This is a genomic window from Jezberella sp. (assembly GCF_964834465.1).
Genome location: NZ_CBAZRM010000002.1, coordinates 229,592 through 251,532, shown reverse-complemented (window position 1 = coordinate 251,532; position 21,941 = coordinate 229,592). Strand labels below are relative to the sequence as shown.

Here is a 21,941-nt window from a genome sequence, read left to right as displayed (position 1 = left end):
GAGCGGTCATGGTTTTAATCTGACCCAAGCCCCAGTTTGTTTGGCATGCGCTTTTCAATCGACCACTTGAGCAAAGCAGCACTACGAAATATCCCGTGTGCGAATTTGCCATAGGGCATGGTTAAAAATAACGCCATAACGATGCCGAGGTGTAGCGCAAGCAGCAGCGCCAGGGCCGCTGTGTCGCGCCAGAGCAGTAAGCCCAGCCCTGACGCACTGGTCAAAATCAACAGGCTGATGAACGCATGATCCATGGGCTTTTGTGCTTTGTCACCGTGCATAGGCGCGCGACGGATGTTCAAGCGCATCAAACCGATCGGACCGATCAGCAAACCAATACCACCGAGGGTGCCTAAAATGACGGGTAAGCTGGTATAAGAGTAGGGAGCTTCCCAGCCAAATATGTAATGAAAAATCGTTGCAGTCGACGTTGCCGCAAAACACAGCAAGAAGCCGTAGAAGGTCAGATGATGAAAATTGCGGCGTCGTAAAGTGAATCTGTCATCCTCGTCGTTACATCCCTCGCCGTGACCACCGTCTAAATACTTAAGTTGTAAGACACTGTAAAACGCTTCACCGGCCGCCGCCGCGCTGGCATGACCAGGTGTGATTTGCCGCCAGAAGCGGCGAACACCGATGCCTAAAGAAAGCAAGGCATAGCCAAACACAGCCCCAAACATGAGCGCCAGTGTGTTGTGTGGGAAGATCGAGTAAAAGTTACCGGCAGTACTCGATGGGCTCATCAATGACCCATTGGCCATGAGGGTCAATATCAAGAATAAAGTGAGACCAAAGGCCGTCGCAAGCGCCACCGTCATGCCATTGTTTTTATAAAGTTTGCCGAAACTTCTGGGCCAAGCAAAATCGGTGTAGGTCTCAAGACGGACTCGTGCCATGGCTTGCGGGATATTGACGGCGAACTCGTGCGGGGGCGCATACTGACAGGCATGTAGGCAGGCACCGCAATTATGACAAAGGTTGGCCAAGTAATTCAGGTCCGCTTTGTGGTCGAAATCCAGCCGTCTGGTCATGGCAGGGAAGACGGCGCAGAAACCTTCGCAATAGCGGCAAGCATTACAGATTTGCATCTGTCGTGCCACTTCAGCTTCGTGATGGGTTAATTTCTTGTCATGCCAAGTGACGGCGTGCTCAACTTTGCTGGTGCGATCGCCTCCGGCGAGTTGTTGTGCCTCATGCGTCAGTGAATCAAGCGACTGCATGGTTTGCCCCTTGTTGCTGGTGATGTACCTCTTTCATTCGCAAGGCGGCCTTGGCGGCCTCGGTGCCAGCGATCCGTCCAAACGCCGTACCAATCGACATCCCCACGCCGGCGGTATAGCCTTTGCCTAACACGTTGCCAGCATTGATTTCACCGGCAGCGAACATATTAGGGCTGGCTTTGCCCTTAAAAAATACGCTCGCATGCTGATCGGTTTGTAGGCCGAAATAAGTGAAGGTTATGCCTGGCTTCAAGGCGTATCCGTAAAAAGGACCTTGATTGATTGGCCTTGCCCAGTGAGTTTTAGCGGGGCTTAAATCTTGAGTGAAACAGTCATCCTGAATGTTGTGATCAAACGTTCCAGGTTGGCAGGCAGCATTGAAATTGGTGATGGTTTGCATAAATGTGTCGACATCGAGCTCGAGTTTTTGCGCAAGTTCGGGCAAAGTATCAGCAATGACGCCTTCGAAGACGGGTGGCATAAAGCGGCCAATCGCTTTTGAATCGATCACGACATAAGCGGTTTGCCCGCGTTGCAGCGCGACGAGACGCCCCCACAACGCATAACGCTTTGGCCAGAAGTCTTCGCCTTCGTCATAAAAACGTTTGGCGTCTTTGTTCAACACCACCCCGAGCGAGACGCAATCAAGTCGAGTGCAAATGCCACCGTCATACAGGGGGGCACGCGCGTCGATGGCGACACAGTGCGCCTGAGTTTGATCGCCCATGGTGTCTGCGCCTTCACGCATCATGACTTTGAGCACGGCCCCCATGTTGAAGCGGGTGCCTCGGATCAAAAAATTGTCGGCCGGGTATTCACCATATTCGTTCTGCCCCCAAGCCTCACGCATCCATGCGATATTGGATTCGAAACCGCCACAGGCGAGCACGACGCTGCGACCCTCATATCGCTTATCGCCGACCATGGCAGCGACAAAGACCCCGTCCTGAATGTCTAGATCGTCAACCGGTGAGTCATAACGGATATCGACCCCCAGATTTTCTGCGCTGCGGTAATAGGCATTGACGAGGGCTTTACCACCGCCCATAAAGAAAGCGTTGGTTCTCGCGACGTGCAGCGTGCCGGATAACGGCGGTTGAAAATGCACACCGTGTTTACGCATCCAGTCTCGACACGTCGACGACTCACGGATGACCATGCGCGCGAGTGCCTCGTTGGTTTGACCGCCCGTGACTTTGAGCAAATCTTGCCAGTATTCTTCTTCTGGGTAGGCATCCACCAAGACATCTTGTGGGGCATCATGCATACAACGCAGGTTGCGCGTGTGCTGCGAGTTACCCCCGCGCCAGGCTTTTGGTGACGACTCGAGCATTAACACGCTCGAGCCAGCCTCTCTGGCCATGAGCGCGCTACACAGGGCCGCGTTGCCGCCCCCCACTACTATCACGTCCCAGATCATGATCTACCCTTGCTGTGACTTCGTCTGTCACTATATTGAAGCATGGGGGCTCTTGTCGCAAGTCCTTCCGTAGGTTATGGTTGCGGCTAGCTTTTGTGAGTAGTCACCATTTCATAAATGGCGGGGGCGATAAGGGATGACGAGCGAACCAGCCACTTGCCGCTTTCATTAGCATCTTGTGAAAGCCAGCGTTGGGGAACTGTTTTTTTAAGCGATGCATGAATGTCCGAGGTACCCCGCCTAAGACCATACCAAGCGAAAAATCGGCGAGATCAGCCCGTCTGAAAATGTCGAGCAAAGGGTATTGAGTCGAGAGTTCGCCTTTGATTGTCCGGATCTTGTGATGCAGATCAATGAGCAAGGTGATCTCTTCATCCCAGGCTTCGAGCTGATGCGTGACAAGGTACTGTTTGGCCTCGCGGATTGAGGGCGGCAAATAATCGACGGTGTGGTCTGACCAAATGCCAATGTCATGATGACAGGACGCAATGATGAGTTTGCTTCGATCATCATCGGTGCAGGGCGTCAAGGCAAAGCAGCAGTGCAGCATGCGGTAGACATGATTCTTATAGCCTTCGTAATCGCTGCCGATCCGGTCCTTCCAGGGTAATAAGATGTCTTCGACAAGGGCAATTCTGGGTTGTATGGTGAGGTCTGCGGTCATGAGTAACTTGTATTGAGGCGAGCGTCAGCGAGTCAACGCTTTATCGCCGATTTATCTTGTTGAGCCTGCAGATAGCAAGGCTGATTATCATCATAATCGATGGGGTCAGCGCGGCGGGATTTCGAAAGATCGGAGTTCTCGGTCGCTGCACGCCATAAAGCGCCATATGCCGGGGTTAAACCAAGCTTCTTTGCCCTCTGGGGGCGGCAGCAAGTGGCCATTGGCGTCTAGCTTATCTTGATGGTAATGATCGAAATTGTCGAACTCTGCCACTTGGCCTTTTAAGCAAGGTTTGCCTTGAATCATCTGATCGGTAGACACCAGTAATTTCGGGTACATACTGGTCAGACTGTGGGTGTCGATCGCCTCGGCCCAAATGCCTGCGATCAACAACGGCTTTGCGAGACGCACCACGAATTCGTCGGTGAACGTGATGGGGTAGTTCTGGCGGCCACCATCAAAATTATCCACACGGTAGACGGTTGATCCTGCTGGTATCACGATTTCACCCAGCGGTCTATCTTCCTCTAGCGTGAGAATACGCCGAGACTCAATGCGGCTCAATTGCTGAGCGTCTTCTTGTTTCCACTGTCTAGCTCTTTTCTCAAACCACGCGTTGCAACAGACGACCGATAGACCGAGCACGACAGCCAGCAGTGCGAGCATTTTGACAGGGGTTGATTTCGCCGGCGGAACGGCAAACCGGTAAAGCAACTTTGCGACCAGATAAAGGCCGCCAGTGATAAGTAATACTGGCAGGACGAAGACGAGAAACAGCCACAAAAAAGAGGGGGTTGCGACAGGAATCATCTACACCGACAGATGTCGTTTGACGTCTTCGCCATCCATCTCAGTGCTGCCACCTGCCGCCACCACCTCACCGCGCGAAAGCACGACGAAACGATCGGCGAGTTCACGCGCGAAGTCGAAGTATTGTTCGCAGAGCAGGATTGCAATATCGCCACGATCACGCAGTAGTCTGATGACGCGGCCAATGTCTTTGATGATCGAAGGTTGAATTCCTTCGGTCGGCTCATCGAAAATAATCAATTTCGGTTCTGCCACCAAGGCACGAGCGATCGCAAGTTGTTGCTGTTGTCCGCCCGATAAGTCACCCCCTCTGCGATGAAGCATGGATTTCAGGATGGGGAACAGCTCGTAAACTTCTTCTTTGATATGGCTCGCCTGTCGGCCAGACCTGGTGGCCATGCCCATCCGGATATTTTCTTCAACGGTTAAACGCGCGAAGATCTCACGACCTTGTGGCACATAGGCCATGCCAAGGGCGGCGCGGGCGTGTGGTTTAAAGGCACTGATATCTTGGCTTTCAAAGCTGATCGAACCAGACCGAATATGTTCAACGCCCATCAGACACTTCAGCAAGGTGGTTTTTCCGACCCCATTGCGTCCTAAAAGCGCCATGCACTCGCCTTGCTTGACGTCAAGCGATACGCCTTTGAGGGTGTGGCTACTGCCGTAATATTGATCAATGTTGTTGACTGTCAGCATGATGCTAGCGCCCTAAATACACTTCGATGACACGCTCGTCGTTTTGTACTTGAGCCATGGTGCCCTCAGCCAAAACGGATCCTTCGCATAAGACAGTCACTTTCCCTTGTTGCGCAATTTGCGTGACAAAATCCATGTCGTGTTCGACCACAACCAGTGAGTGCTTGCCGCGCAAATCATTGAGCAATTCGCCGGTGCGCTCTGTCTCGGCGTCGGTCATGCCGGCGACAGGTTCGTCAAGCAAGAGCAGCAAGGGTTCTTGCATGAGCAACATGCCGATTTCAAGCCACTGTTTTTGACCATGTGACAACAAACCCGCTTCGCGCTGGTATTCACCAGTGAGCCTCAGTAGGTCAAGCGTTTCACCAATCTTGTCTCGTTGCTCACCTGATAAGCGCGAGAACAAGGTCGATCGAACGCCTTTGTTCATCTTCATCGCGAGTTCGAGATTTTCAAAGACGGTGTGTTGTTCGAATACGGTGGGACGTTGAAACTTTCGACCAATACCAGCATCGGCAATTTGCGACTCATGCATTTTGGTTAAATCGATGCTTTGGCCGAAATAGGCCGTTCCCGATGTCGGTTTGGTTTTGCCGGTGATGACATCCATCATGGTGGTTTTGCCGGCACCATTCGGGCCGATGATACAGCGCAATTCCCCTACCCCAATATCAAGCGAGAGGTCGTTGAGCGCCTTAAAGCCGTCGAATACAACGCTGATCGATTCGAGATAAAGGATGGCGCCGTGTGTCGTGTCGACGCCGCTGGTCTTGAACCGACCATAAGAAGCTTCGCCGCCGGCACTGGCATTTTGGTCTGGTGAGGCTGGGCGATTGCTGGTGGAGGCAGTTGTCGTGGTATTCATTTCTTGTCCCCCCGTGTCAGGCGTCGAATCAACCCGACGATGCCTTGTGGCAGAAATAAGGTGACGAGTACAAAGATCAGGCCCAGGGCATAGAGCCAAAATTCTGGCAACGCGCTCGTAAACCAAGTTTTCAATCCGTTAATGACGCCAGCGCCGATGATGGGCCCGATGAGCGTACCACGACCACCCGTCGCCACCCAGATCACCATTTCGATGGAGTTTTCAGTGGACATTTCGCCCGGATTGATAATCCCGACCTGAGGGACATACAAAGCCCCAGCGACGCCACAGATCATGGCTGAAACTGTCCATACAAATAATTTGAATCCCAAGGGCTCATAGCCTAGAAAGCGCAATCTACTTTCGGCATCCCGGACAGCTGTCAACACTCGCCCGAGTTTTGAGGCGGTGATTGCGCGCCCCAAAATCAATGAGCCTGTCAAGGCAGTCAGCGACGCCCAGTAAAGAACCGCCCGTGTGTGCGGCGAGGTGACGTCAAACCCCAAAATACGTTTGAAGTCCGTGAAGCCATTATTGCCACCGAAGCCCGTTTCGTTGCGAAAGAACAGCAACATGGCTGCAAACGTCAGTGCCTGGGTGATGATCGAAAAATACACGCCTTTGATACGCGACCGAAACGCGAAGAAACCGAAAACAAAGGCCAGTAAGCCCGGCACGATCAGGATTAGCAGCAGGGCGTACCAAAAGTGTTCGGTGAAAGACCAGAACCAAGGGTAGGTCTTCCAGCTTAAGAAGGTCATGAAATCCGGCACAATATCTGGCGATGCTTTACCTGCACGCATGAGGTACATCCCCATGCCATAGCCACCCAGTGCGAAGAACAGACCGTGTCCTAAAGAGAGAATACCTGCATAGCCCCAGACAAGGTCAAGCGCCAAAGCGGCCATGGCATAGCAGATGAATTTTCCGATCAGACCAATGCTGTAGGCCGAAATGTGCAGAGCGTGCCCATCGGGAAAGCTTAGATTCAGGATAGGCAAGCTGGCGAACAGCGCGACAACCAGCACGAGGGCGGCCCATGCTTGACGACTGAAGAGACCGTCCATTGAACGAGGATGAAGAGCGAGAGAGGATGCGTTCATTCTGCGCTCCTGCCTTTGGGTGCAAACAAGCCTTGCGGACGCTTTTGCACAAACAGGACGATAAATAACAAGATAGCGATTTTTGCGATAACCGCGCCCCAGAAGGGTTCAATGAACTTGTTCAGCATACCCAAGCCCATCGCAGCGACGACCGTACCGGCGAGTTGACCCACCCCCCCCAAAACGACAACCATAAACGAGTCAACGATGAAACCCCTGCCAAGATCTGGGCCAACGTTACCGAGCTGCGACAAGGCCACGCCAGCCAAGCCCGCAATCCCCGCACCCAAGCCAAATGCCAGCATGTCGATTTTGCCGGTTGCAACACCCACGCAATCCGCCATCCGCCGGTTCTGTGTAATGGCGCGAACAAACAAACCTAGCCGCGTCCGATTCAGGACGAGCCAGACAATACCCACGACACTGAACGCAAACGCAATAATGACCATGCGGTTATAGGTCAGCACTAAACCACCGAGCACCGTGATGCCACCGGTCATCCAGCTAGGGTTGGCCACCTCAACGTTTTGAGCGCCAAAAAAGCTACGAACCGCCTGCATCAACATCAGGCTAATCCCCCAGGTTGCCAGCAAGGTTTCGAGGGGACGGCCATAAAGCCAACGAATCACCGTTCTTTCTAGGGCCATCCCAACGAAAGCGGTGGCGAAAAAGGCAACGGGTAGCGCTGCTAACAAATACAGATCGATCAAGCCAGGCAAATAGGTTTTGAAGAGCAGTTGAACGGTATAAGTCGCATAGGCGCCAATCATGAGCAGTTCGCCATGCGCCATGTTGATAATGCCCATCAGCCCGAAGGTGATTGCGAGCCCCAGGGCGGCTAAAAGCAACACACTGCCAAGGCTGATGCCGAAAAAAATGTTACCGACCCACGCGACAATAGTCTGGTGCCGATCGATTTGGTTGATGGCGGTTTGTGCCGCAAGACGAACGTCACTTTCTGGTTCGCTAAACTTGCCTTTTTCGTCTTTTTGTAACATCGCAGAAAGCACAGGTCTGAAACCAGCATCACCACTCTCGCCTAAGATAAATGCCGCCTGCCGGCGTGCCACGGGATCGCCGCCTTTGACGCTTGAGGAGGCCAGGGCAATAATCAGCGCTTGTTTGATCTCAGGATCTTGTTCTTTTTCTAGCGCCTTGGTGATGATGGGGATGCGCGACGCATCTGCCTCTTTCTGTAAGCGCGTCACGGCAGCTAACTTCACCGAACGCGTCGGTGAGTAAAGCTCTGCACTTGCTTGTGCGGCCTGCACAGCGCGGCGCAAGCGATTGTTAATCGTGATGGTGTCTGCGCCCGCAGGGGTATCGATTGTTTGACCCGTTGTTGGGTCGTAGGCCTTGCCCGACGTTTGGGCAATCAATATATTGCCGTCAGGGGTGACAAGGACTTTGTCGTTACTAAGTGCCTCTAAAATCGCTACCGCGCCCGGGCTGGTAAGTTGCCCGAGTGCGTTGATCGATTCGATTTTCTCGCTGTTGTTGTCGCTCGCTAATCCCGTCAATACGGCCCGATCGACCAGATCTAGCGCCATGACTGCTTGCATGGGCAAAATCAAAAGCACGGTCAGCAACGCCCGTTGCCAGAAGAAACAAATCGACTTCATTTTGTTGCGGTCTCATCTTTATTTTTTTTCACAGCGAAAAGAATAACTCGGAACGAACCCTTGCTGGGTCCGCCCCGAACGTTAAACCACAGCTTTACTCAGGCTTGCCACCGTTGACGAACGGGCTCCATGGTGCCGCTTGCACAGGCGCCTTGGTTTTCCAAACGATCTTGAACTGACCGTCTGCTTGCACTTCACCAATGTAAACAGGCTTATGCAAGTGGTGATTGGTTTCGTCCATTTTGATGGTGAAACCGTCAGGGGCAGTGAAGGTTTGACCACCCATCGCAGCGATTACTTTGTCAGTGTCAGTCGACTTCGCTTTTTCAACAGCCTGCTTCCACATGTGCATACCAACGTAGGTCGCTTCCATGGGGTCGTTAGTCACAGCCGTTGCGTAGTTAGGCAAGTTCTTGGCCTTTGCGTAGGCTTTGTACTGAGCAACAAATTTGTCATTGACAGGGTTCTTGAGCGACTGGAAGTAGTTCCAGGCAGCCATTTGACCCACCAGAGGCTTGGTGTCGATACCACGCAGTTCTTCTTCACCGACTGAGAAGGCGACGACAGGGACGTCAGTCGCTTTGATGCCTGCATTGCCCAGCTCTTTATAGAAAGGCACGTTTGAGTCGCCGTTGATGGTTGATACGACTGCGGTTTTGCCACCTTGTGAGAACGCTTTGATGTTGGCAACAATGGTTTGATAATCAGAGTGACCAAACGGTGTGTAAGTCTCCATGATGTCGGTTTCTTTCACGCCTTTGCTGAGCAAGAAAGCGCGCAAGATTTTGTTCGTCGTACGTGGGTAAACATAATCAGTACCCAACAGAACCCAACGTTTGGCGCTGCCGCCGTCTTCGCTCATCAGGTACTCAACGGCTGGGATCGCTTGTTGGTTAGGTGCCGCGCCAGTGTAGAACACGTTCTTTTCAAGCTCTTGACCTTCGTATTGCACGGGGTAGAACAACAGACTGTTCAACTCTTTGAACACGGGCAAGACCGATTTACGGGAGACCGATGTCCAGCAACCGAACACAACAGATACCTTATCCTGCGAAATCAAGCCGCGTGCTTTTTCGGCAAATAGCGGCCAATTCGATGCGGGGTCAACAATGACGGGCTCAAGCTTCTTGCCCATCACACCACCAGCCGCGTTGATTTCGTCGATGGTCATCAGCGCAACATCTTTCAACGCTGTTTCAGAAATTGCCATCGTGCCGGACAGAGAATGCAAAATACCAACTTTAATCGTACCTTCAGCGGCGAAAGATTGAGGCATCCAACCAGCCATGGCCAATACACTGGCTGCCGTAATTTGTTTAATAGCGAATCTGCGGTTCATCTTTAGAGCTCCTGGGACAAAACGTGCCGGCATGGCCGGTTGTGGTTGAACTTAAGGTACTCGGCACGTCTTGCACCGAGGTTGAATCACCTTAAGCAAAGGTTATGCCAGCTTTTGTCGTCCCTATGCGTCGATTGACGTATAGGCAGGTCATTTTTTTCATGCACCCATTCATTGGCCAATTGGCCAACGGTTGTTTGCACCAAAAAAAACACGATGCCCCATCATGGTGCTATCAACTAGACTGAACGCACCAGCCCAGGCGTCGATTGAGGTGCTGCGGCACCCATCCGAGTAAGCTGTGAGGCCGCAGCGGTGTTCACGTCAATATCCAGCGGCGAACTCGCCCTCTGCGCGGGCGGTTAGTTGGTAATTGGGTTGCCAGGGTTTGGCATGTTTGGCCGTCAGGGACACGAGTTCCCTCATGTAGGGCACACCTTCATGCTCAAGTTGCTCACGGGCTTTTTGCAGATCTGGAAAATGTTTGAGAGACTCCCACCAGATTGCTCGACCCGCGAGATAGCCATTGGCCCCTGCCGTGTAGGCAAATCGCAACACATTTGCAAATTGATCGGCTTTTGCGCCCGCGGAGAGCATCACCCAAGGTCGATGAGCGGCATCACATAGCGCCCCGATTTCATCAAAGTATTTTTGTATCTTCAGCGCTTCTGGGGCATCGAATGAAGGTAAGTTGGCAGCTGGTACGGGGGATTCAAGCTTGAACAGATCGACACCATATTCTGGCTTGCTGAACTCGCGCACGCTATCGATTACCCACTGGGGGTGTTTGTTCGGATCGTCCGTGTAGGCCGTTGTATGACCAGCTTCGGATGGAAAGGGGTAGACCAATAATTCGAAGATAAAAGGAATATCTGCGGCTTTGCAGGCAAGACCAACCTCTTTGACATAGCGTGCTTGATGAGCACGAACCTCGTCCCCGATATCAGGCCTCCACCATGCCAACACTTTGACGGCATCGCCCCCGATACGGCGAATTTTGTCGACCGTCCAGTTTTTGATCGAGTGAGATTGACGACCGGCCGGCGTCACCTCAAAGCGATGGTCTTCCAGCGTGAGTATTAAACCCTGATTGGCCGACAACACATCGATCGCGGCTGGATAAGCATAGTTGGGATCAACGAGCGTTGCCGAAGCATGGGGGGCTAACACTTCGGCCAACAACCGCTTGACGAGCACCATGTCATCGAAGGCCACGGCGCTTGGGTTAATTTTTCGACCAACGGCAATCGCTTGTTCGATAGGCGGACGCTGATCGATTGCCAGCATAGAAAAGTGCCCAGTCTTGCTGGCCAAGCGTCGCAAGCCCCAAAGCTTGCCGAGTGTCAAAGGGTTGTTCATTTTTTTCCTTCAGTCAATGATTCGAGAAAGTATGCTTACTGATTGAATGACTTGGCTCGCGATTGTCCAGCCGTGGTGGCAGTTGCAAGAAACTGCTCTAGCACTTGGTGTGTGGGCAGCCCTGCGGTGCCGCCGGGCTTCGTGCAGTTGATCGCGGCCACTGCCGTTGCGAGGTGCACAGCCAGGGCGTCGTTAAACCCTTGCGCCAAGGCCCATGCAAAGGCCCCGTGAAAGGCATCTCCTGCGCCGGTCGTGTCGACCACCGGCACCACAAAGCCAGCGTGTATGCCCGCCGGCTCTGAATCGCTCACCCAGCGGTATCCACGAGCACCGAGCGTCACCCCTGCATGACGAACTCCCGCTGCGCGTGCGATATTCAACGCTGCCCAGATACTGTGCTGGTTGGTGGTGTCGAGATCGAGCTTGTCGGCAACAAATTCTGCTAACGCTTTCTCAGCGAAGATGCAGTAATCGGTCAGTGAGATGAGTTCGGCGAGTCGAGATGAGCCCATTTCAGCGTCGAGCAGGGTTGGGATACCTGCGAGACGCGCTGCCTGAAACGCCAAGAGGGTAGCTTCTGGCCAACGTGGATCTGCCAAAACACATTTCACCTGGTCTGCGGCCAAGGTTGCCGTTGGCAGCCAACTCGGGTCTGTATCTAAACCAAGGCCTGGGTCATTGACGATCAAGCGTTCTCCAGATGACTCCACAATGACCACTGAACTAGATGATCGAGCGTTAGGCAGAGAACGCACGTGACGCACATCGACTTTTTCTTTGGCTAACTGGTCAATAACCTTATGACCCGCCACGTCGTCCCCCACACGTGCCCACAATGCGACAGGGCTACCTAGCCTGGCGATCGCAACAGACGCATTGCTGGCGATACCACCGCCGACCTCCAGCATGTCAAGCGCTCGCGCCTTACCGGGCACTGCGGGGATTTTTTGTACAACATAGATGCGGTCGAGCACCGCTTGCCCAACGCACACCACGTGACCGGGCCGGGTCGATGCCAACGCGTTCATCTATGTCCTCCGGGTAGGGCGCGAACGTGAGCCCTGGTCATCACGATTGCATCGCCAAAGCGCTGCCGTATTGATCGAACCAGTGAGCGTGCTGCATATGGAGATCTAGGTGCATGTTGTCGCCAATTCTTGGTTTGCACTGCGGGCTCACTCGACCGACCGCCCGACCGGTGCCTGTTTCAAAGTAAACATAGGTGTCAGAGCCGAGCGGTTCGACTAGACTCAACCTGACATTTAGCGTGGCGACACTTTGCTCGGTTGACTCGCCGACGTGTTCGGGACGCAGTCCCATGGTGAGCGTTTGTCCGAGCCGCTGGCGCAGCTGATCAGCATGTTCGGATGACACGATTAAGCGATCACCCTGAGACGTGCAGGCGACTAGATGGCCACTGTCCTCTGCTAGTGTCACTTTAAAGAGATTCATGGTCGGCGCACCGATAAAGGTCGCCACAAATAGGTTGGCGGGATGCTCGTATAGCATTTCCGGGGTACCCACTTGCTGGATCACGCCTTCGTTCAAGATGACAATTCGATCGGCCATCGTCATTGCTTCGACTTGATCATGGGTCACAAAGATCATGGTTGTCTGCAGCCGTTTGGCGAGATCTTTGATTTCGGCTCGAACATCAATTCTGAGTTTGGCGTCGAGATTCGATAGTGGTTCATCAAAGAGAAACACTTTCGGATTTCTCACCATCGCGCGACCCATAGCTACGCGCTGACGTTGCCCGCCCGAAAGGGCTTTGGGTTTGCGATCGAGCAGGGCTTCAATCCGAAGCATCTTGGCAGCATTCGTTACCCGTTCATTGATTTCTGATCGAGCCGTTTTGCGCTCTTCTAGCGCAAACGCCATATTCTGGCGAACCGTCATGTGCGGGTACAACGCATAGTCTTGAAACACCATGGCAATATCGCGTTGCGCCGGTGATTGATCGTTGACACGCTGCTCGTTTATCAGCAAGTCGCCGTGGGTAATGGTTTCGAGTCCCGCAATCATCCGCAAAAGGGTTGACTTGCCGCAACCCGAAGGTCCGATGAACATGATGAATTCGCGATCATCGATCGCTAGGTCAATCCCACGTAGCACTTCGACGTTGCCGTAGGATTTCTTGATATTTTTAAGCGTAACGGACGCCATGGGCGAGGTTTCCTTTGAATAGTTAGGCTAGATTCGGGGCAAGCAGCGGTTTGATGAGTTCACCTTTGGCGAATCTCTCAAACGTTGCCGCAAAGTCCGCTAAACCCACTTCGGCGTCCACCAATAGCTCGTAGTCCTGTTGATACTTGCGCAGCAATTCGATGTTGGCTGATAAATCCCCTTGAGGAAAATAAAAAGACCGCACCATGAAAAAGTCTTTGCGACGAATTGGTTTCGTTTCCTCGATCGACCAGGGGCTATCGTTTTCGCCGAGTAACAGCACCACGCCTTTTGGCAAAACATTGGTGATAGCTCTGTTGCGTGCGGCGTGCGCGCCACTCGACTCGATAATGAAGGGGAACCGCTTGCTTTCATCATCGAGAGCAAGTGTGGTGGCACCGAGCCGCTGCGCCATGTGCAGTCGTTCAGAGCGGGGATCCGACACATGGACGTTTCGGTAGCCGTGGGCTTTGAGAAAGATCAGGGCGCCTAAGCCGATCGGGCCGGCACCTAGGATGAGCACGGACGCTGCTTTTTCAGGCGGCACTAGCGGTTGCACCAGACGCACGCCGTGCCCAGACGTGCCTATTGTGTCAAGCAGCAAGGGTGCTAGCCGATCAGGGATATCATCGGGGACTGGCATCAGGCAGTTTTCCGGCACACAGACGTATTGTGCGTAGCCGCCATCCCTGTTCCAGCCAATCAGGTTCGATTGCGTCAGGCACAGTTGTGTGTCACCCGCGACACAGGCTTGGCAGTGCCCGCAATGCGTGGGCATGTAAACTAGGCAGCGTCGTTCATCGAGCACATGACCTGGCGCTTTAACACAGCCAAAAATTTCATGCCCAGGGACATAGGCAGAGCCTTTTGTCCACAGCTTCGTGTCCGATCCGCACAACGCTGTACGCAGAACCAGCAGGAGTACGTCGCCCGCCTGCGGTTGCGGTATCAGCCCATCGCGCACTTCGGTTCTGCGCTCGCCCAGAAATGTGGCGTGTTGCATGCGATTGACAGATGAAGCTTGCATGAATTTATCCTTTGACCGCGCCAACAGCAAGTCCGCTGACCAGTCGTTTTTGAACAAGAAAGGCAAGCACGAGAGGCGGTAGGGCGATCAACGTCGCCGCGGCCATCAGTGCGCCCCAGTAGGTTGAACCTTCGCCGACAAAGTTAAAGGCGGCTGCAATCAAGGTCTTGGTTTTGCTGTTTGAAAGTACCAGCGAGAAAAGGAAGTAGTTCCATGAAAAAACAAAACCCATGATAGTGGCGACAACGACACCTGGCATAACAACGGGTAGAGCAATCCGCCACAGAATGCGCCATATAGGGCAGCCATCGACTTGTGCTGATTCAAACAACGAGCGGGGGATGGCATCAAAATAAGATAGCAAAACCCAAATGATGATGGGAATCGTGATGACGGCATGCGTCACGATCAGCACCCAATAAGCACCGATTGCCCCAAAGGCAGAGAACATGACATACCACGGCATCAAGAACAAAGCACCTGGCGCCATTCTTGCCAATAGGGTGACGGTTGCGGGCCAGGTGACTCGGCTCCATGAAACTGCGAACGCGGTTGGGATGCCCAAAACAAGGCCAAAGACGGTAGAACCGACCGCTACGATCAGGCTATTGATGCCGTAACTGAAAAACGGGGTGGTCCTGAATAATTGGCGATAGCTCTCGAGCGATGGCTCGAAGATAAATTTGGGGGGGAAGCTCGTCACTTCGCTGGGTAATTTGAAACTCGACAGTACCATCCAGAAAATCGGGAACAGAATGGCGATGGATACCACGGCAATTTGCAACGTAATCGCATGTTGTACGAAGCGATCTGACAGTGGCTTTTTCATGTTGACCATCACCACTGAACCGCCTGACGCAGACGCAAAAATACATAGGTAACACCCAACACCACGGTTGAGAGAGTGATCATGAGTGCACTCGAGTAGCCAAAATCAAAGAATTCAAAGGCAGTACGAAAGGCCAGAATGTTGAGCGTTTCAGAGGTGTTGCCCGGGCCACCCTGTGTCGTGACATAAATGATGTCGAAGAACCTGAGCAAGTCGACTGATCGCAAGATCCCGGCGGTCACGATAGTCGGCCAAAGCAAAGGGAGAGTGATTCGACGAAAGGTAGCGAAACGAGAAACACCGTCGATCTGAGCCGCCTCAAAGACCGATGGTGGCAGACTTTGAAGGCCTCCCAAAACAATTAATGCAACGTAGGGCGTCCACTGCCAAGTATCGATCAGCGCTATCGTCGGGATGACCCAGGCGGGGGAGGCGAGCCACAAGCCAGGCGCTATCCCTAGCTTAGAAAGCAACCAGTTGGCCATCCCAAGCGAAGGGTCAAGTAAGACCATCCACATTAAACCAACGACCACGGGGGGAAGGACGAAGGGCGACACGAGCACGCTGCGCAATAAGCCGCGCATTCTTTTTGAAGTGTGCAAAAGGACACCCAAATAAGTACCCGCCACCAGTTGCATCAGCAAGGCGAGCAGGTAGAGCAGCAGCGTAATTTTCATTCCGTGCCAAAAATTGGCATCCTGCACCAAATGCAGGTAGTTGGCTGCGCCGATGAACTTAGGTGATTCACCGATTGAATAACGTTGCAACGACATCCAGAGGGTGTAAGCCAGCGGGAAGGCAATCAGCAGCACGGTGAACAGCACCGCTGGCGCCATCATGAGGCGCAGCGGTGCTCGGACAGATAATGGCAAGTGCTTCATTCTTTGGCGAGCAGTTCACCCAAGCTCTTATTGGCATCAGCGCAGGCCACGTCAACCGTCTTCTGATCCAATAAAACTTCGTTGATGGCTTGGCCAATGATGTCGCGTGAGGCAACGTTTTGCACAATAGGCACACCCACCTCAGAGATCCCTTCCCGGGCGGCCCGGTTGACAACGCTGATCCATTCTCGACGGACAGGATCTGCGTTAAGCCACTTGATGAAATCGGGGTCTTCGGCAGCTGTCAGCCGAGGGGGGGCGACTCCATCCAACGCAAGGCGTCGTTGCATCCGAGCCGAGGTGGCCCACTGAACAAAAAGCCAGGCGGCCTCTTTATTCTTAGAGAAATTTGACACCGATACCCCCCAGCCGATCACTGTTGGATGCAAGCCTGCAGGGCCCGCAGGCAGCAAGGCAATGCCAGTGTCGAGATTGCGGCCGTCGACGGCCATGACGGTGGCGAATTCGTTCGATGACTCGAAGGCCATGGCAGCTTTACCCTCTTTGTACAACGAGCTGATCTGATAGAAGTTGTAGGTAGAGACACCGGGCGGGCCGTAATTTTTGATCGCGCTGACGTACTGTCCCATGGCTGTTTTCATGGGGTTACTGCACATGTCAGGTTTGTTTTCCGAGAGGTACTTGGCCCCATTGTTATTCACAAAAACTGAGAACGTGTAGGGAAGTGCGCCCTTCAAGCCACGAGACACAAAGGGTGTCACCGAGTTGTCGCAGGTCTTTAGTTTGAGCAATGTCGCCTCTAAGCCAGACAAGGTGTCCGGCATGGTGACGTTACATTTTTGAAACAAGTCTTTACGGTAATAAACGACAGGCGCTTCAATATTGACGGGGATGCCAGTGACTGTGTTGCCATGTGTTTCTGCTGCAAGCAATCCAAGTGCAAAGTCTGCATAGCCATAATCCGGCGCTGCTTTGTCGATATATGGTTTGAGATCGGCGTACCAACCTGCTTTATTGAACTGAAGGCCTTCGCGCGACGGCAAAGACATAAACAGATCTACCTCGTCACTTTTGGCGTTCATGACGGTGACGAGACGTTGGCGCATTTGTTGTTCTTGATAGGTATCGACTTTCACGGTGATCCCAGTCAAGGTTTCAAACTCTGCTTTGTATTTCAGGACAGCATTCGCCCATGGGTGATTGGACGACAGAAAGGTGATGCTTTTGCCCGCCTGCGACTGCCAGTTGTAGGTACTGGGCACGGCGGATGATTGAGCCCAGGTCGCCAGAGTGACGATCGTTAGCAGGGCAGACATAGCCGCCTTGACGATAAGTTTCATGTTGTCCCTTTATATTTATGTAACCGGTTACTTATTTTAAGCTTATCCACGAAAAGTCTGCAACTAGTGAAATCCCTCAAAAAAAAGAGTAAAGATCAGACACCGAATTTGTCGCTTCGCGTTATTCTTGACTTTTCTTGTAATCGTTTACTTTATCTTTCATGTCATCGACGGTCGGCATTCGCGAGGTGGCCATCTTGGCTGGGGTTTCCACCGCAACGGTTTCGCGCAGCTTAAATGCGCCTGATAGTGTGCGCAAAGCGCTTCGCGACCGCGTGGTTGCCGCAGTGCAAGCATCGGGTTATGTGCCGAATGCGGGCGCACGGGCACTGAGTACCAACCGGTCGCTCACCATCGGGGCGGTGATCCCTACCGTGGATAACGCGATGTTTGCGGCGGGGCTAGAGGAGGCTGAACAGACGCTCGCTGGTCAAGGTTTTCACTTGCTTATTGCAACGACCCGTTATGACCCGGTAGCCGAACTTGAGGTGGTGCGAACGATGCTTGCCCGCGGCGTTGATGGGTTTCTGTTTATGGGTGATAACCATCTGCCAGAATCGATGGCATTATTGCGTGCTCAACGAAGGCCGTGGATCAATCTCGGGGTCTGGCGACCAGACTGGAATATGAAGCAGCATGCACCGAGCGTGGGGTTTGATAACATCGACGCCAGTCGGCAGATTGCCCGGTTTCTGTTGGATCTTGGGCATACTCGCATCGCCATGCTTGCGGGGGTAAGCCGTGACAATGACCGTGCTGCGGGTCGCATCGAAGGCATGCGCCAAGCGTTGATGGAGGCGGGCCTGTCTTTGCGCGTCAGCGAGCATCCCTACTCAGTTGAGGAAGGACGAATGGGTTTGCGTGCGCTGTTGGCTGCGGGCGACGACAGGCCGACCGCAGTCGCTTGTGGCAATGATGTGCTCGCTTTTGGCGCCTTGGCAGAGGCAAAGGCGCAGCGAATAGAGGTGCCAAAAACACTTTCTATTGTCGGGTTTGATGATTTGGAAATGGCTCGGCATCAAGACCCACCATTGACCACGTTGCGAATCGATACGCGAAAAATGTGGCGTCTTGGTGCGTTGGGCTTGCTGTCCGCGCTTAATGGCCATACTGAACCAAAGCAGCAGCGTGTTGAAGCGGCGTTGATTGTGCGCGGTTCAACCGCGCGCGCGACCCCAGATTAAAGCCTTTTTGCTAATTGATACTAACAATGACACCGTTCAAGGGAGACCTTATGCTTTATATAGTCAGCAACGCCTCACGTCCGCAAGGGGGCTTCTGATGTCCCGTATTGTGATCACCGAATTCATGGATGAACGCTCGGTCGCACAACTGAGCGCCAAGCATGACGTGTTGTATTCGCCTGCATTGGTCGATGAGCCCGACAAGCTGCTGTCAGAGGCACGCAAGGCCGACGCAATCATTGTTCGCAACCGAACCCAGGTTCGTGGTGCATTGCTAGACGCCTTGATTCGCTGCAAAGTGGTTGGCCGGCTAGGGGTGGGGCTCGACAATATTGATGTGCCTGCCTGCGAGGCTAGGGCCATCAAAGTCATCCCTGCAACGGGGGCCAATGCACTGAGCGTTGCAGAATATGTGATCGGTACCGCCATGTTGTTATTGCGGCAGGCTTACCAGTCGACACGAGCAGTCGCCTCGGGTCAGTGGCCGCGCAATCAATTGTCCAACGGGCGCGAGATAGGTGGCAAGACCTTGGGGCTGATTGGTTTTGGCTCAATTGGTCAGTTAACGGCCCGCTTGGCCCAATCACTGGGGATGTCAGTGATCGCCTTTGATGCAATGATGGATTCAAATCATCCCGCCTACCTTTCAACCGGGGTCAATTGCGTGAGCCTTGATGAGCTTGTCCGACAGGCAGATGTCGTGAGCCTGCATGTGCCGTTGGTGGACACAACTCGGGGGTTATTTAACGCGCAGATGATTGCCGCGATGAAGCCAACAGCGGTGTTGATCAACACGGCCCGTGGAGAAATCATTGACGAAGTTGCGCTCGGACAAGCGCTGAAAGCAGGCAAACTAGGCGGGGCAGCACTTGACGTGTTTGGCGTTGAGCCACTGCCAAGCGCACCACACTTTGAAGATTGCCCTAACCTCATCCTGACCCCGCATGTGGCGGGTGTTACCGCCGAATCAAACGAGCGGGTCAGCTTTATGATTGCAGAAAAAGTCTTGGAGGCACTGTTATGAAGGTTTCTCTCAAGGATCTACAAACCTTGGTGGCAGAGCAGCTGCGCCGTGCGGGTGCTAATGCTGCGATGGCAGATGCAGCGGCTAGCGCTTTGGTGCTCGCTGAGTCGCAAGGGCTCGGATCACACGGGCTATCGCGCGTTGCCCAATATGCGACACATTTGCGCAATGGACGTGTTAATGGCCAGGCAAGGCCAGAGGTCTCTCGTCGCAAAGGGGGGGCCCTATTGATCGATGCCCAGGCGGGATTAGCTTTTGCCGCTTGTGAGTTGGCCGTGCATGAAGCGATTGGCGTTGCGCGTGAACAGGGCGTTGCTTTTGCAGGGGTGGCGCGTAGCCATCATTGTGGTGTCGTGGTTGATCACTTGCGAGCAGTCGCCGAAGCTGGGATGGTGGGTTTAGGTTTCGCCAATTCGCCAGCCGCTATGCCGGCCGCCGGGGGGCGCCATGCCATCTTTGGCACTAACCCTATTGCGGCGGTGTTTCCGCGTCGTGGTAAAGACCCGTTAATGATTGATTTGAGTTTGAGTGAAGTCGCTCGTGGCAAATTAATGGTCGCGGCTAAAGAAGGTAAGCCGATCCCCCAAGGTTGGGCGCTTGACTCGCAAGGTCAACCGACCACAGACGCTTTGGCAGGACTCGCAGGCTCGATGTTGCCTTTGGGGGCTGCTACATCTCCCAAGGGTGCGATGTTGGCTTTGATTGTTGAATTAATCGTCACCACGTTGATTGGCGGTCAATTCGGCTTCGAGGCATCCAGCTTTTTTGTCGATGAGGGCAATCAACCGGGGATAGGACAGGCCTTCATCGTGATCGACCCGAGTGCGCTGGCAGGCAATGATCAATATCTCGACCGAATCGAGATACTGGTCACCGAGATGCTGACAGACGATGGCGTCAGACTGCCTGGCGCGCGCCGTGAAGCGTTAAGGCGGCAAGCACAATCACAGGGAATCGAAGTCTCCGATACCTTACTGCAAGCATGGCAAAGTTGACTTACCATCTCGGCTGAGCGGTTGAGCATGCGTAGTGTAAACAGATAGTTGAGTGTGACGAGACGATGATGAGCACAGAGTTAGTCGATGATCTTGCAGCAGACACCATGGGCAATAGAGTCGCGGGCATCCGCGACCGCATCCGGCAGGCGTGCGCGCGCGTGGGTAGAGACCCCGCTGAAGTCAGCTTATTGCCTGTCAGCAAAACATTTGACGAACACGCGATCAGAGAAGCCGTTGCTTTGGGCTTTAAGCGCTTTGGCGAAAACCGCACGCAAGAGATTGCTCAAAAATCCCCGCTACTGACTGATTGCGGCATCCAATGGGTGGTCATCGGGCAACTGCAAACCAACAAAGCCAAAGAGGTGGCGAAGTTTGCCAGCGAGTTGCAATCGCTTGATCGGATTGAACTCGCCCAAGCGCTCGAGCGACGGTTGCAACTTGAGGGACGGTCTATCGATGTGCTGGTTCAAGTGAAGACGTCGCCCGAGGCAACAAAATCAGGGCTTGAGTCTCATGAGCTTCACGAATTTCTGAAGCAAGTTAGTCAGTTTCAAACCCTTAAAGTGCAAGGTCTCATGACGATGGCAGAGCTGAGCACAGATTCAAACGCGGTCAGAGCTTGCTTTGCTAAGCTCAGGATACTACGCGATCAGGCGTTGCAATCGGTGCCAGCTGGCGTCAGTCTCTCTAGGTTGTCGATGGGGATGAGTGGCGACTTCCAGTTGGCGATCGAAGAGGGTTCAACCGAAGTGAGAATCGGCTCAGCCATCTTCGGTTCACGCGCCTAGTGCATCATCCCTGACATGTGATCGTGAGTGCCGTGCATTTGATGATCCACGGCGCCATTAGGGTTGTATGTGGGTGGCTTGACCTCAAAACTGACTTGTACCTCACCCGCGTGCTCAAATTTCAATGTTGCCGACACGACCGCGTCTGGCTTAAAACCGTTGGCCAGTTGCAAGAACATGATGTGATATCCGCCAGGGGCAAAGGTCACCGACCCGTTTGCCGGGACGATGACGCCTGCGACTTCGCGCATCTTAGCGTTGCCCCCTTCCATAATGACTTCATGCAGTTCGGATTTTGACGCTGCGTTGGACGACACACTGATTAACTTGTCCTGCGTGCCGGATGTGTTGGCGAGCGTCAAATAACCTACCCCATTCGATTGACCAGGAACGGTCGCCCGAACCCACGCTTGTGACACCGTGATGACAGAGGCGGTCGAGGCATCTGCTGCGACCGCTGTTTGGCCAAGGCCGCAGAGCAAAAATAAGCTAAGTACAGCGGTTGAAACACGCATGGGCTTTCTCCAAAAGCGAAATTATAACGTAGCAGATCGGGGATACCCTAGGTATCAGAGCTGGGAGCGGTTTATTAGGGTGATGCACACTGGCGAGCAGCTCGATGACGTAGTACAACAAAGCCTC

Annotated in this window: 21 protein-coding genes; 4 read left to right on the top strand and 17 right to left on the bottom strand. The window is 53.4% G+C overall.

The window, feature by feature from the left end; translation table 11 throughout:
- Window positions 1–14 precede the first annotated feature (14 nt).
- From tcuB to AC1W8Y_RS02455, 16 genes are all read right to left on the bottom strand, one after another.
- On the bottom strand, window positions 15–1,220 hold the full coding sequence (gene tcuB / locus AC1W8Y_RS02530) for a tricarballylate utilization 4Fe-4S protein TcuB (RefSeq protein WP_482012881.1): 1,206 nt from the start codon (window positions 1,218–1,220) through the stop codon (window positions 15–17).
- Window positions 1,207–2,637, bottom strand: coding sequence for an FAD-dependent tricarballylate dehydrogenase TcuA (tcuA, locus tag AC1W8Y_RS02525; RefSeq protein ID WP_482012906.1), 1,431 nt, complete (start codon window positions 2,635–2,637; stop codon window positions 1,207–1,209). Before tcuA ends, tcuB begins: the two co-directional genes overlap by 14 nt.
- 106 nt (window positions 2,638–2,743) lie before the next feature.
- Window positions 2,744–3,304 carry a hypothetical protein gene (locus AC1W8Y_RS02520; RefSeq protein WP_482012880.1) on the bottom strand — a complete coding sequence of 187 codons (561 nt, stop codon included), beginning with the start codon at window positions 3,302–3,304 and terminating at the stop codon, window positions 2,744–2,746.
- A gap of 105 nt (window positions 3,305–3,409) precedes the next feature.
- Window positions 3,410–4,114 (bottom strand): hypothetical protein, encoded by a 705-nt coding sequence (locus tag AC1W8Y_RS02515; protein WP_482012879.1) that lies wholly within the window; start codon window positions 4,112–4,114, stop codon window positions 3,410–3,412.
- The gene (urtE, locus tag AC1W8Y_RS02510; protein ID WP_482012878.1) at window positions 4,115–4,813 is read right to left on the bottom strand and encodes an urea ABC transporter ATP-binding subunit UrtE; all 699 of its coding nucleotides are present in this window, start codon (window positions 4,811–4,813) and stop codon (window positions 4,115–4,117) included.
- A 4-nt stretch (window positions 4,814–4,817) separates the two neighbouring features.
- Window positions 4,818–5,678, bottom strand: coding sequence for an urea ABC transporter ATP-binding protein UrtD (gene urtD, locus AC1W8Y_RS02505; RefSeq protein ID WP_482012877.1), 861 nt, complete (start codon window positions 5,676–5,678; stop codon window positions 4,818–4,820).
- Complete coding sequence (gene urtC, locus AC1W8Y_RS02500; RefSeq protein ID WP_482012876.1) at window positions 5,675–6,781, bottom strand: urea ABC transporter permease subunit UrtC; 1,107 nt, start codon at window positions 6,779–6,781, stop codon at window positions 5,675–5,677. The genes urtD and urtC overlap by 4 nt, the downstream gene beginning before the upstream one ends.
- On the bottom strand, window positions 6,778–8,403 hold the full coding sequence (gene urtB, locus AC1W8Y_RS02495; protein WP_482012875.1) for an urea ABC transporter permease subunit UrtB: 1,626 nt from the start codon (window positions 8,401–8,403) through the stop codon (window positions 6,778–6,780). Before urtB ends, urtC begins: the two co-directional genes overlap by 4 nt.
- 94 nt (window positions 8,404–8,497) lie before the next feature.
- Window positions 8,498–9,742 (bottom strand): urea ABC transporter substrate-binding protein, encoded by a 1,245-nt coding sequence (gene urtA, locus AC1W8Y_RS02490; RefSeq protein ID WP_482012874.1) that lies wholly within the window; start codon window positions 9,740–9,742, stop codon window positions 8,498–8,500.
- Between the two features lie 324 nt (window positions 9,743–10,066).
- On the bottom strand, window positions 10,067–11,101 hold the full coding sequence (locus tag AC1W8Y_RS02485; RefSeq protein ID WP_482012873.1) for a tagatose 1,6-diphosphate aldolase: 1,035 nt from the start codon (window positions 11,099–11,101) through the stop codon (window positions 10,067–10,069).
- A 35-nt stretch (window positions 11,102–11,136) separates the two neighbouring features.
- On the bottom strand, window positions 11,137–12,129 hold the full coding sequence (locus AC1W8Y_RS02480) for a PfkB family carbohydrate kinase (protein ID WP_482012872.1): 993 nt from the start codon (window positions 12,127–12,129) through the stop codon (window positions 11,137–11,139).
- Window positions 12,130–12,169: 40 nt separating this feature from the next.
- Window positions 12,170–13,267, bottom strand: a complete 1,098-nt coding sequence (locus tag AC1W8Y_RS02475; RefSeq protein WP_482012871.1) for an ABC transporter ATP-binding protein — start codon at window positions 13,265–13,267, stop codon at window positions 12,170–12,172.
- Window positions 13,268–13,289: 22 nt separating this feature from the next.
- Entirely contained in the window at window positions 13,290–14,294 is a 1,005-nt protein-coding gene (locus AC1W8Y_RS02470) for an alcohol dehydrogenase catalytic domain-containing protein (RefSeq protein WP_482012870.1), read from the bottom strand.
- 4 nt (window positions 14,295–14,298) lie between these two features.
- Window positions 14,299–15,123 (bottom strand): carbohydrate ABC transporter permease, encoded by an 825-nt coding sequence (locus AC1W8Y_RS02465; protein WP_482012869.1) that lies wholly within the window; start codon window positions 15,121–15,123, stop codon window positions 14,299–14,301.
- A gap of 8 nt (window positions 15,124–15,131) precedes the next feature.
- Window positions 15,132–16,004, bottom strand: a complete 873-nt coding sequence (locus AC1W8Y_RS02460) for a carbohydrate ABC transporter permease (RefSeq protein ID WP_482012868.1) — start codon at window positions 16,002–16,004, stop codon at window positions 15,132–15,134.
- Window positions 16,001–17,305 carry an ABC transporter substrate-binding protein gene (locus AC1W8Y_RS02455; protein WP_482012867.1) on the bottom strand — a complete coding sequence of 435 codons (1,305 nt, stop codon included), beginning with the start codon at window positions 17,303–17,305 and terminating at the stop codon, window positions 16,001–16,003. Before AC1W8Y_RS02455 ends, AC1W8Y_RS02460 begins: the two co-directional genes overlap by 4 nt.
- Window positions 17,306–17,466: 161 nt before the next feature.
- Here AC1W8Y_RS02455 and AC1W8Y_RS02450 point away from each other — a divergent pair, with 161 nt between their 5' ends.
- The 4 genes from AC1W8Y_RS02450 (at window position 17,467) to AC1W8Y_RS02435 (ending at window position 21,299) form a co-directional block, all read left to right on the top strand.
- Entirely contained in the window at window positions 17,467–18,489 is a 1,023-nt protein-coding gene (locus AC1W8Y_RS02450; RefSeq protein ID WP_482012866.1) for a LacI family DNA-binding transcriptional regulator, read from the top strand.
- 97 nt (window positions 18,490–18,586) lie between these two features.
- Window positions 18,587–19,513, top strand: a complete 927-nt coding sequence (locus tag AC1W8Y_RS02445; protein WP_482012865.1) for a hydroxyacid dehydrogenase — start codon at window positions 18,587–18,589, stop codon at window positions 19,511–19,513.
- Complete coding sequence (locus tag AC1W8Y_RS02440; protein ID WP_482012864.1) at window positions 19,510–20,508, top strand: Ldh family oxidoreductase; 999 nt, start codon at window positions 19,510–19,512, stop codon at window positions 20,506–20,508. Before AC1W8Y_RS02445 ends, AC1W8Y_RS02440 begins: the two co-directional genes overlap by 4 nt.
- A 68-nt stretch (window positions 20,509–20,576) precedes the next feature.
- Window positions 20,577–21,299: a YggS family pyridoxal phosphate-dependent enzyme gene (locus tag AC1W8Y_RS02435; protein WP_482012863.1), complete on the top strand. Its 723-nt coding sequence runs from the start codon at window positions 20,577–20,579 to the stop codon at window positions 21,297–21,299.
- On the opposite strand, the gene AC1W8Y_RS02430 is transcribed toward AC1W8Y_RS02435, so the two are convergent.
- Window positions 21,296–21,814, bottom strand: coding sequence for a copper chaperone PCu(A)C (locus tag AC1W8Y_RS02430; protein ID WP_482012862.1), 519 nt, complete (start codon window positions 21,812–21,814; stop codon window positions 21,296–21,298). The two genes, AC1W8Y_RS02435 and AC1W8Y_RS02430, sit on opposite strands and share 4 nt — an antisense overlap.
- Between the last annotated feature and the right edge of the window lie 127 nt (window positions 21,815–21,941).

Coding starts and splice junctions, on each gene's coding strand:
- AC1W8Y_RS02430 (WP_482012862.1), bottom strand. CDS start 21,814: ATGCGTGTTTCAACCGCTGTACTTAGCTTATTTTTGCTCTGCGGCCTT.
- AC1W8Y_RS02515 (WP_482012879.1), bottom strand. CDS start 4,114: ATGATTCCTGTCGCAACCCCCTCTTTTTTGTGGCTGTTTCTCGTCTTC.
- AC1W8Y_RS02480 (WP_482012872.1), bottom strand. CDS start 12,129: ATGAACGCGTTGGCATCGACCCGGCCCGGTCACGTGGTGTGCGTTGGG.
- AC1W8Y_RS02450 (WP_482012866.1), top strand. CDS start 17,467: ATGTCATCGACGGTCGGCATTCGCGAGGTGGCCATCTTGGCTGGGGTT.
- urtB (WP_482012875.1), bottom strand. CDS start 8,403: ATGAAGTCGATTTGTTTCTTCTGGCAACGGGCGTTGCTGACCGTGCTT.
- AC1W8Y_RS02465 (WP_482012869.1), bottom strand. CDS start 15,123: ATGAAAAAGCCACTGTCAGATCGCTTCGTACAACATGCGATTACGTTG.
- AC1W8Y_RS02520 (WP_482012880.1), bottom strand. CDS start 3,304: ATGACCGCAGACCTCACCATACAACCCAGAATTGCCCTTGTCGAAGAC.
- AC1W8Y_RS02435 (WP_482012863.1), top strand. CDS start 20,577: ATGAGCACAGAGTTAGTCGATGATCTTGCAGCAGACACCATGGGCAAT.
- AC1W8Y_RS02440 (WP_482012864.1), top strand. CDS start 19,510: ATGAAGGTTTCTCTCAAGGATCTACAAACCTTGGTGGCAGAGCAGCTG.
- urtE (WP_482012878.1), bottom strand. CDS start 4,813: ATGCTGACAGTCAACAACATTGATCAATATTACGGCAGTAGCCACACC.
- AC1W8Y_RS02485 (WP_482012873.1), bottom strand. CDS start 11,101: ATGAACAACCCTTTGACACTCGGCAAGCTTTGGGGCTTGCGACGCTTG.
- AC1W8Y_RS02470 (WP_482012870.1), bottom strand. CDS start 14,294: ATGCAAGCTTCATCTGTCAATCGCATGCAACACGCCACATTTCTGGGC.
- AC1W8Y_RS02460 (WP_482012868.1), bottom strand. CDS start 16,004: ATGAAGCACTTGCCATTATCTGTCCGAGCACCGCTGCGCCTCATGATG.
- urtC (WP_482012876.1), bottom strand. CDS start 6,781: ATGAACGCATCCTCTCTCGCTCTTCATCCTCGTTCAATGGACGGTCTC.
- urtA (WP_482012874.1), bottom strand. CDS start 9,742: ATGAACCGCAGATTCGCTATTAAACAAATTACGGCAGCCAGTGTATTG.
- AC1W8Y_RS02445 (WP_482012865.1), top strand. CDS start 18,587: ATGTCCCGTATTGTGATCACCGAATTCATGGATGAACGCTCGGTCGCA.
- AC1W8Y_RS02475 (WP_482012871.1), bottom strand. CDS start 13,267: ATGGCGTCCGTTACGCTTAAAAATATCAAGAAATCCTACGGCAACGTC.
- AC1W8Y_RS02455 (WP_482012867.1), bottom strand. CDS start 17,305: ATGAAACTTATCGTCAAGGCGGCTATGTCTGCCCTGCTAACGATCGTC.
- tcuB (WP_482012881.1), bottom strand. CDS start 1,220: ATGCAGTCGCTTGATTCACTGACGCATGAGGCACAACAACTCGCCGGA.
- urtD (WP_482012877.1), bottom strand. CDS start 5,678: ATGAATACCACGACAACTGCCTCCACCAGCAATCGCCCAGCCTCACCA.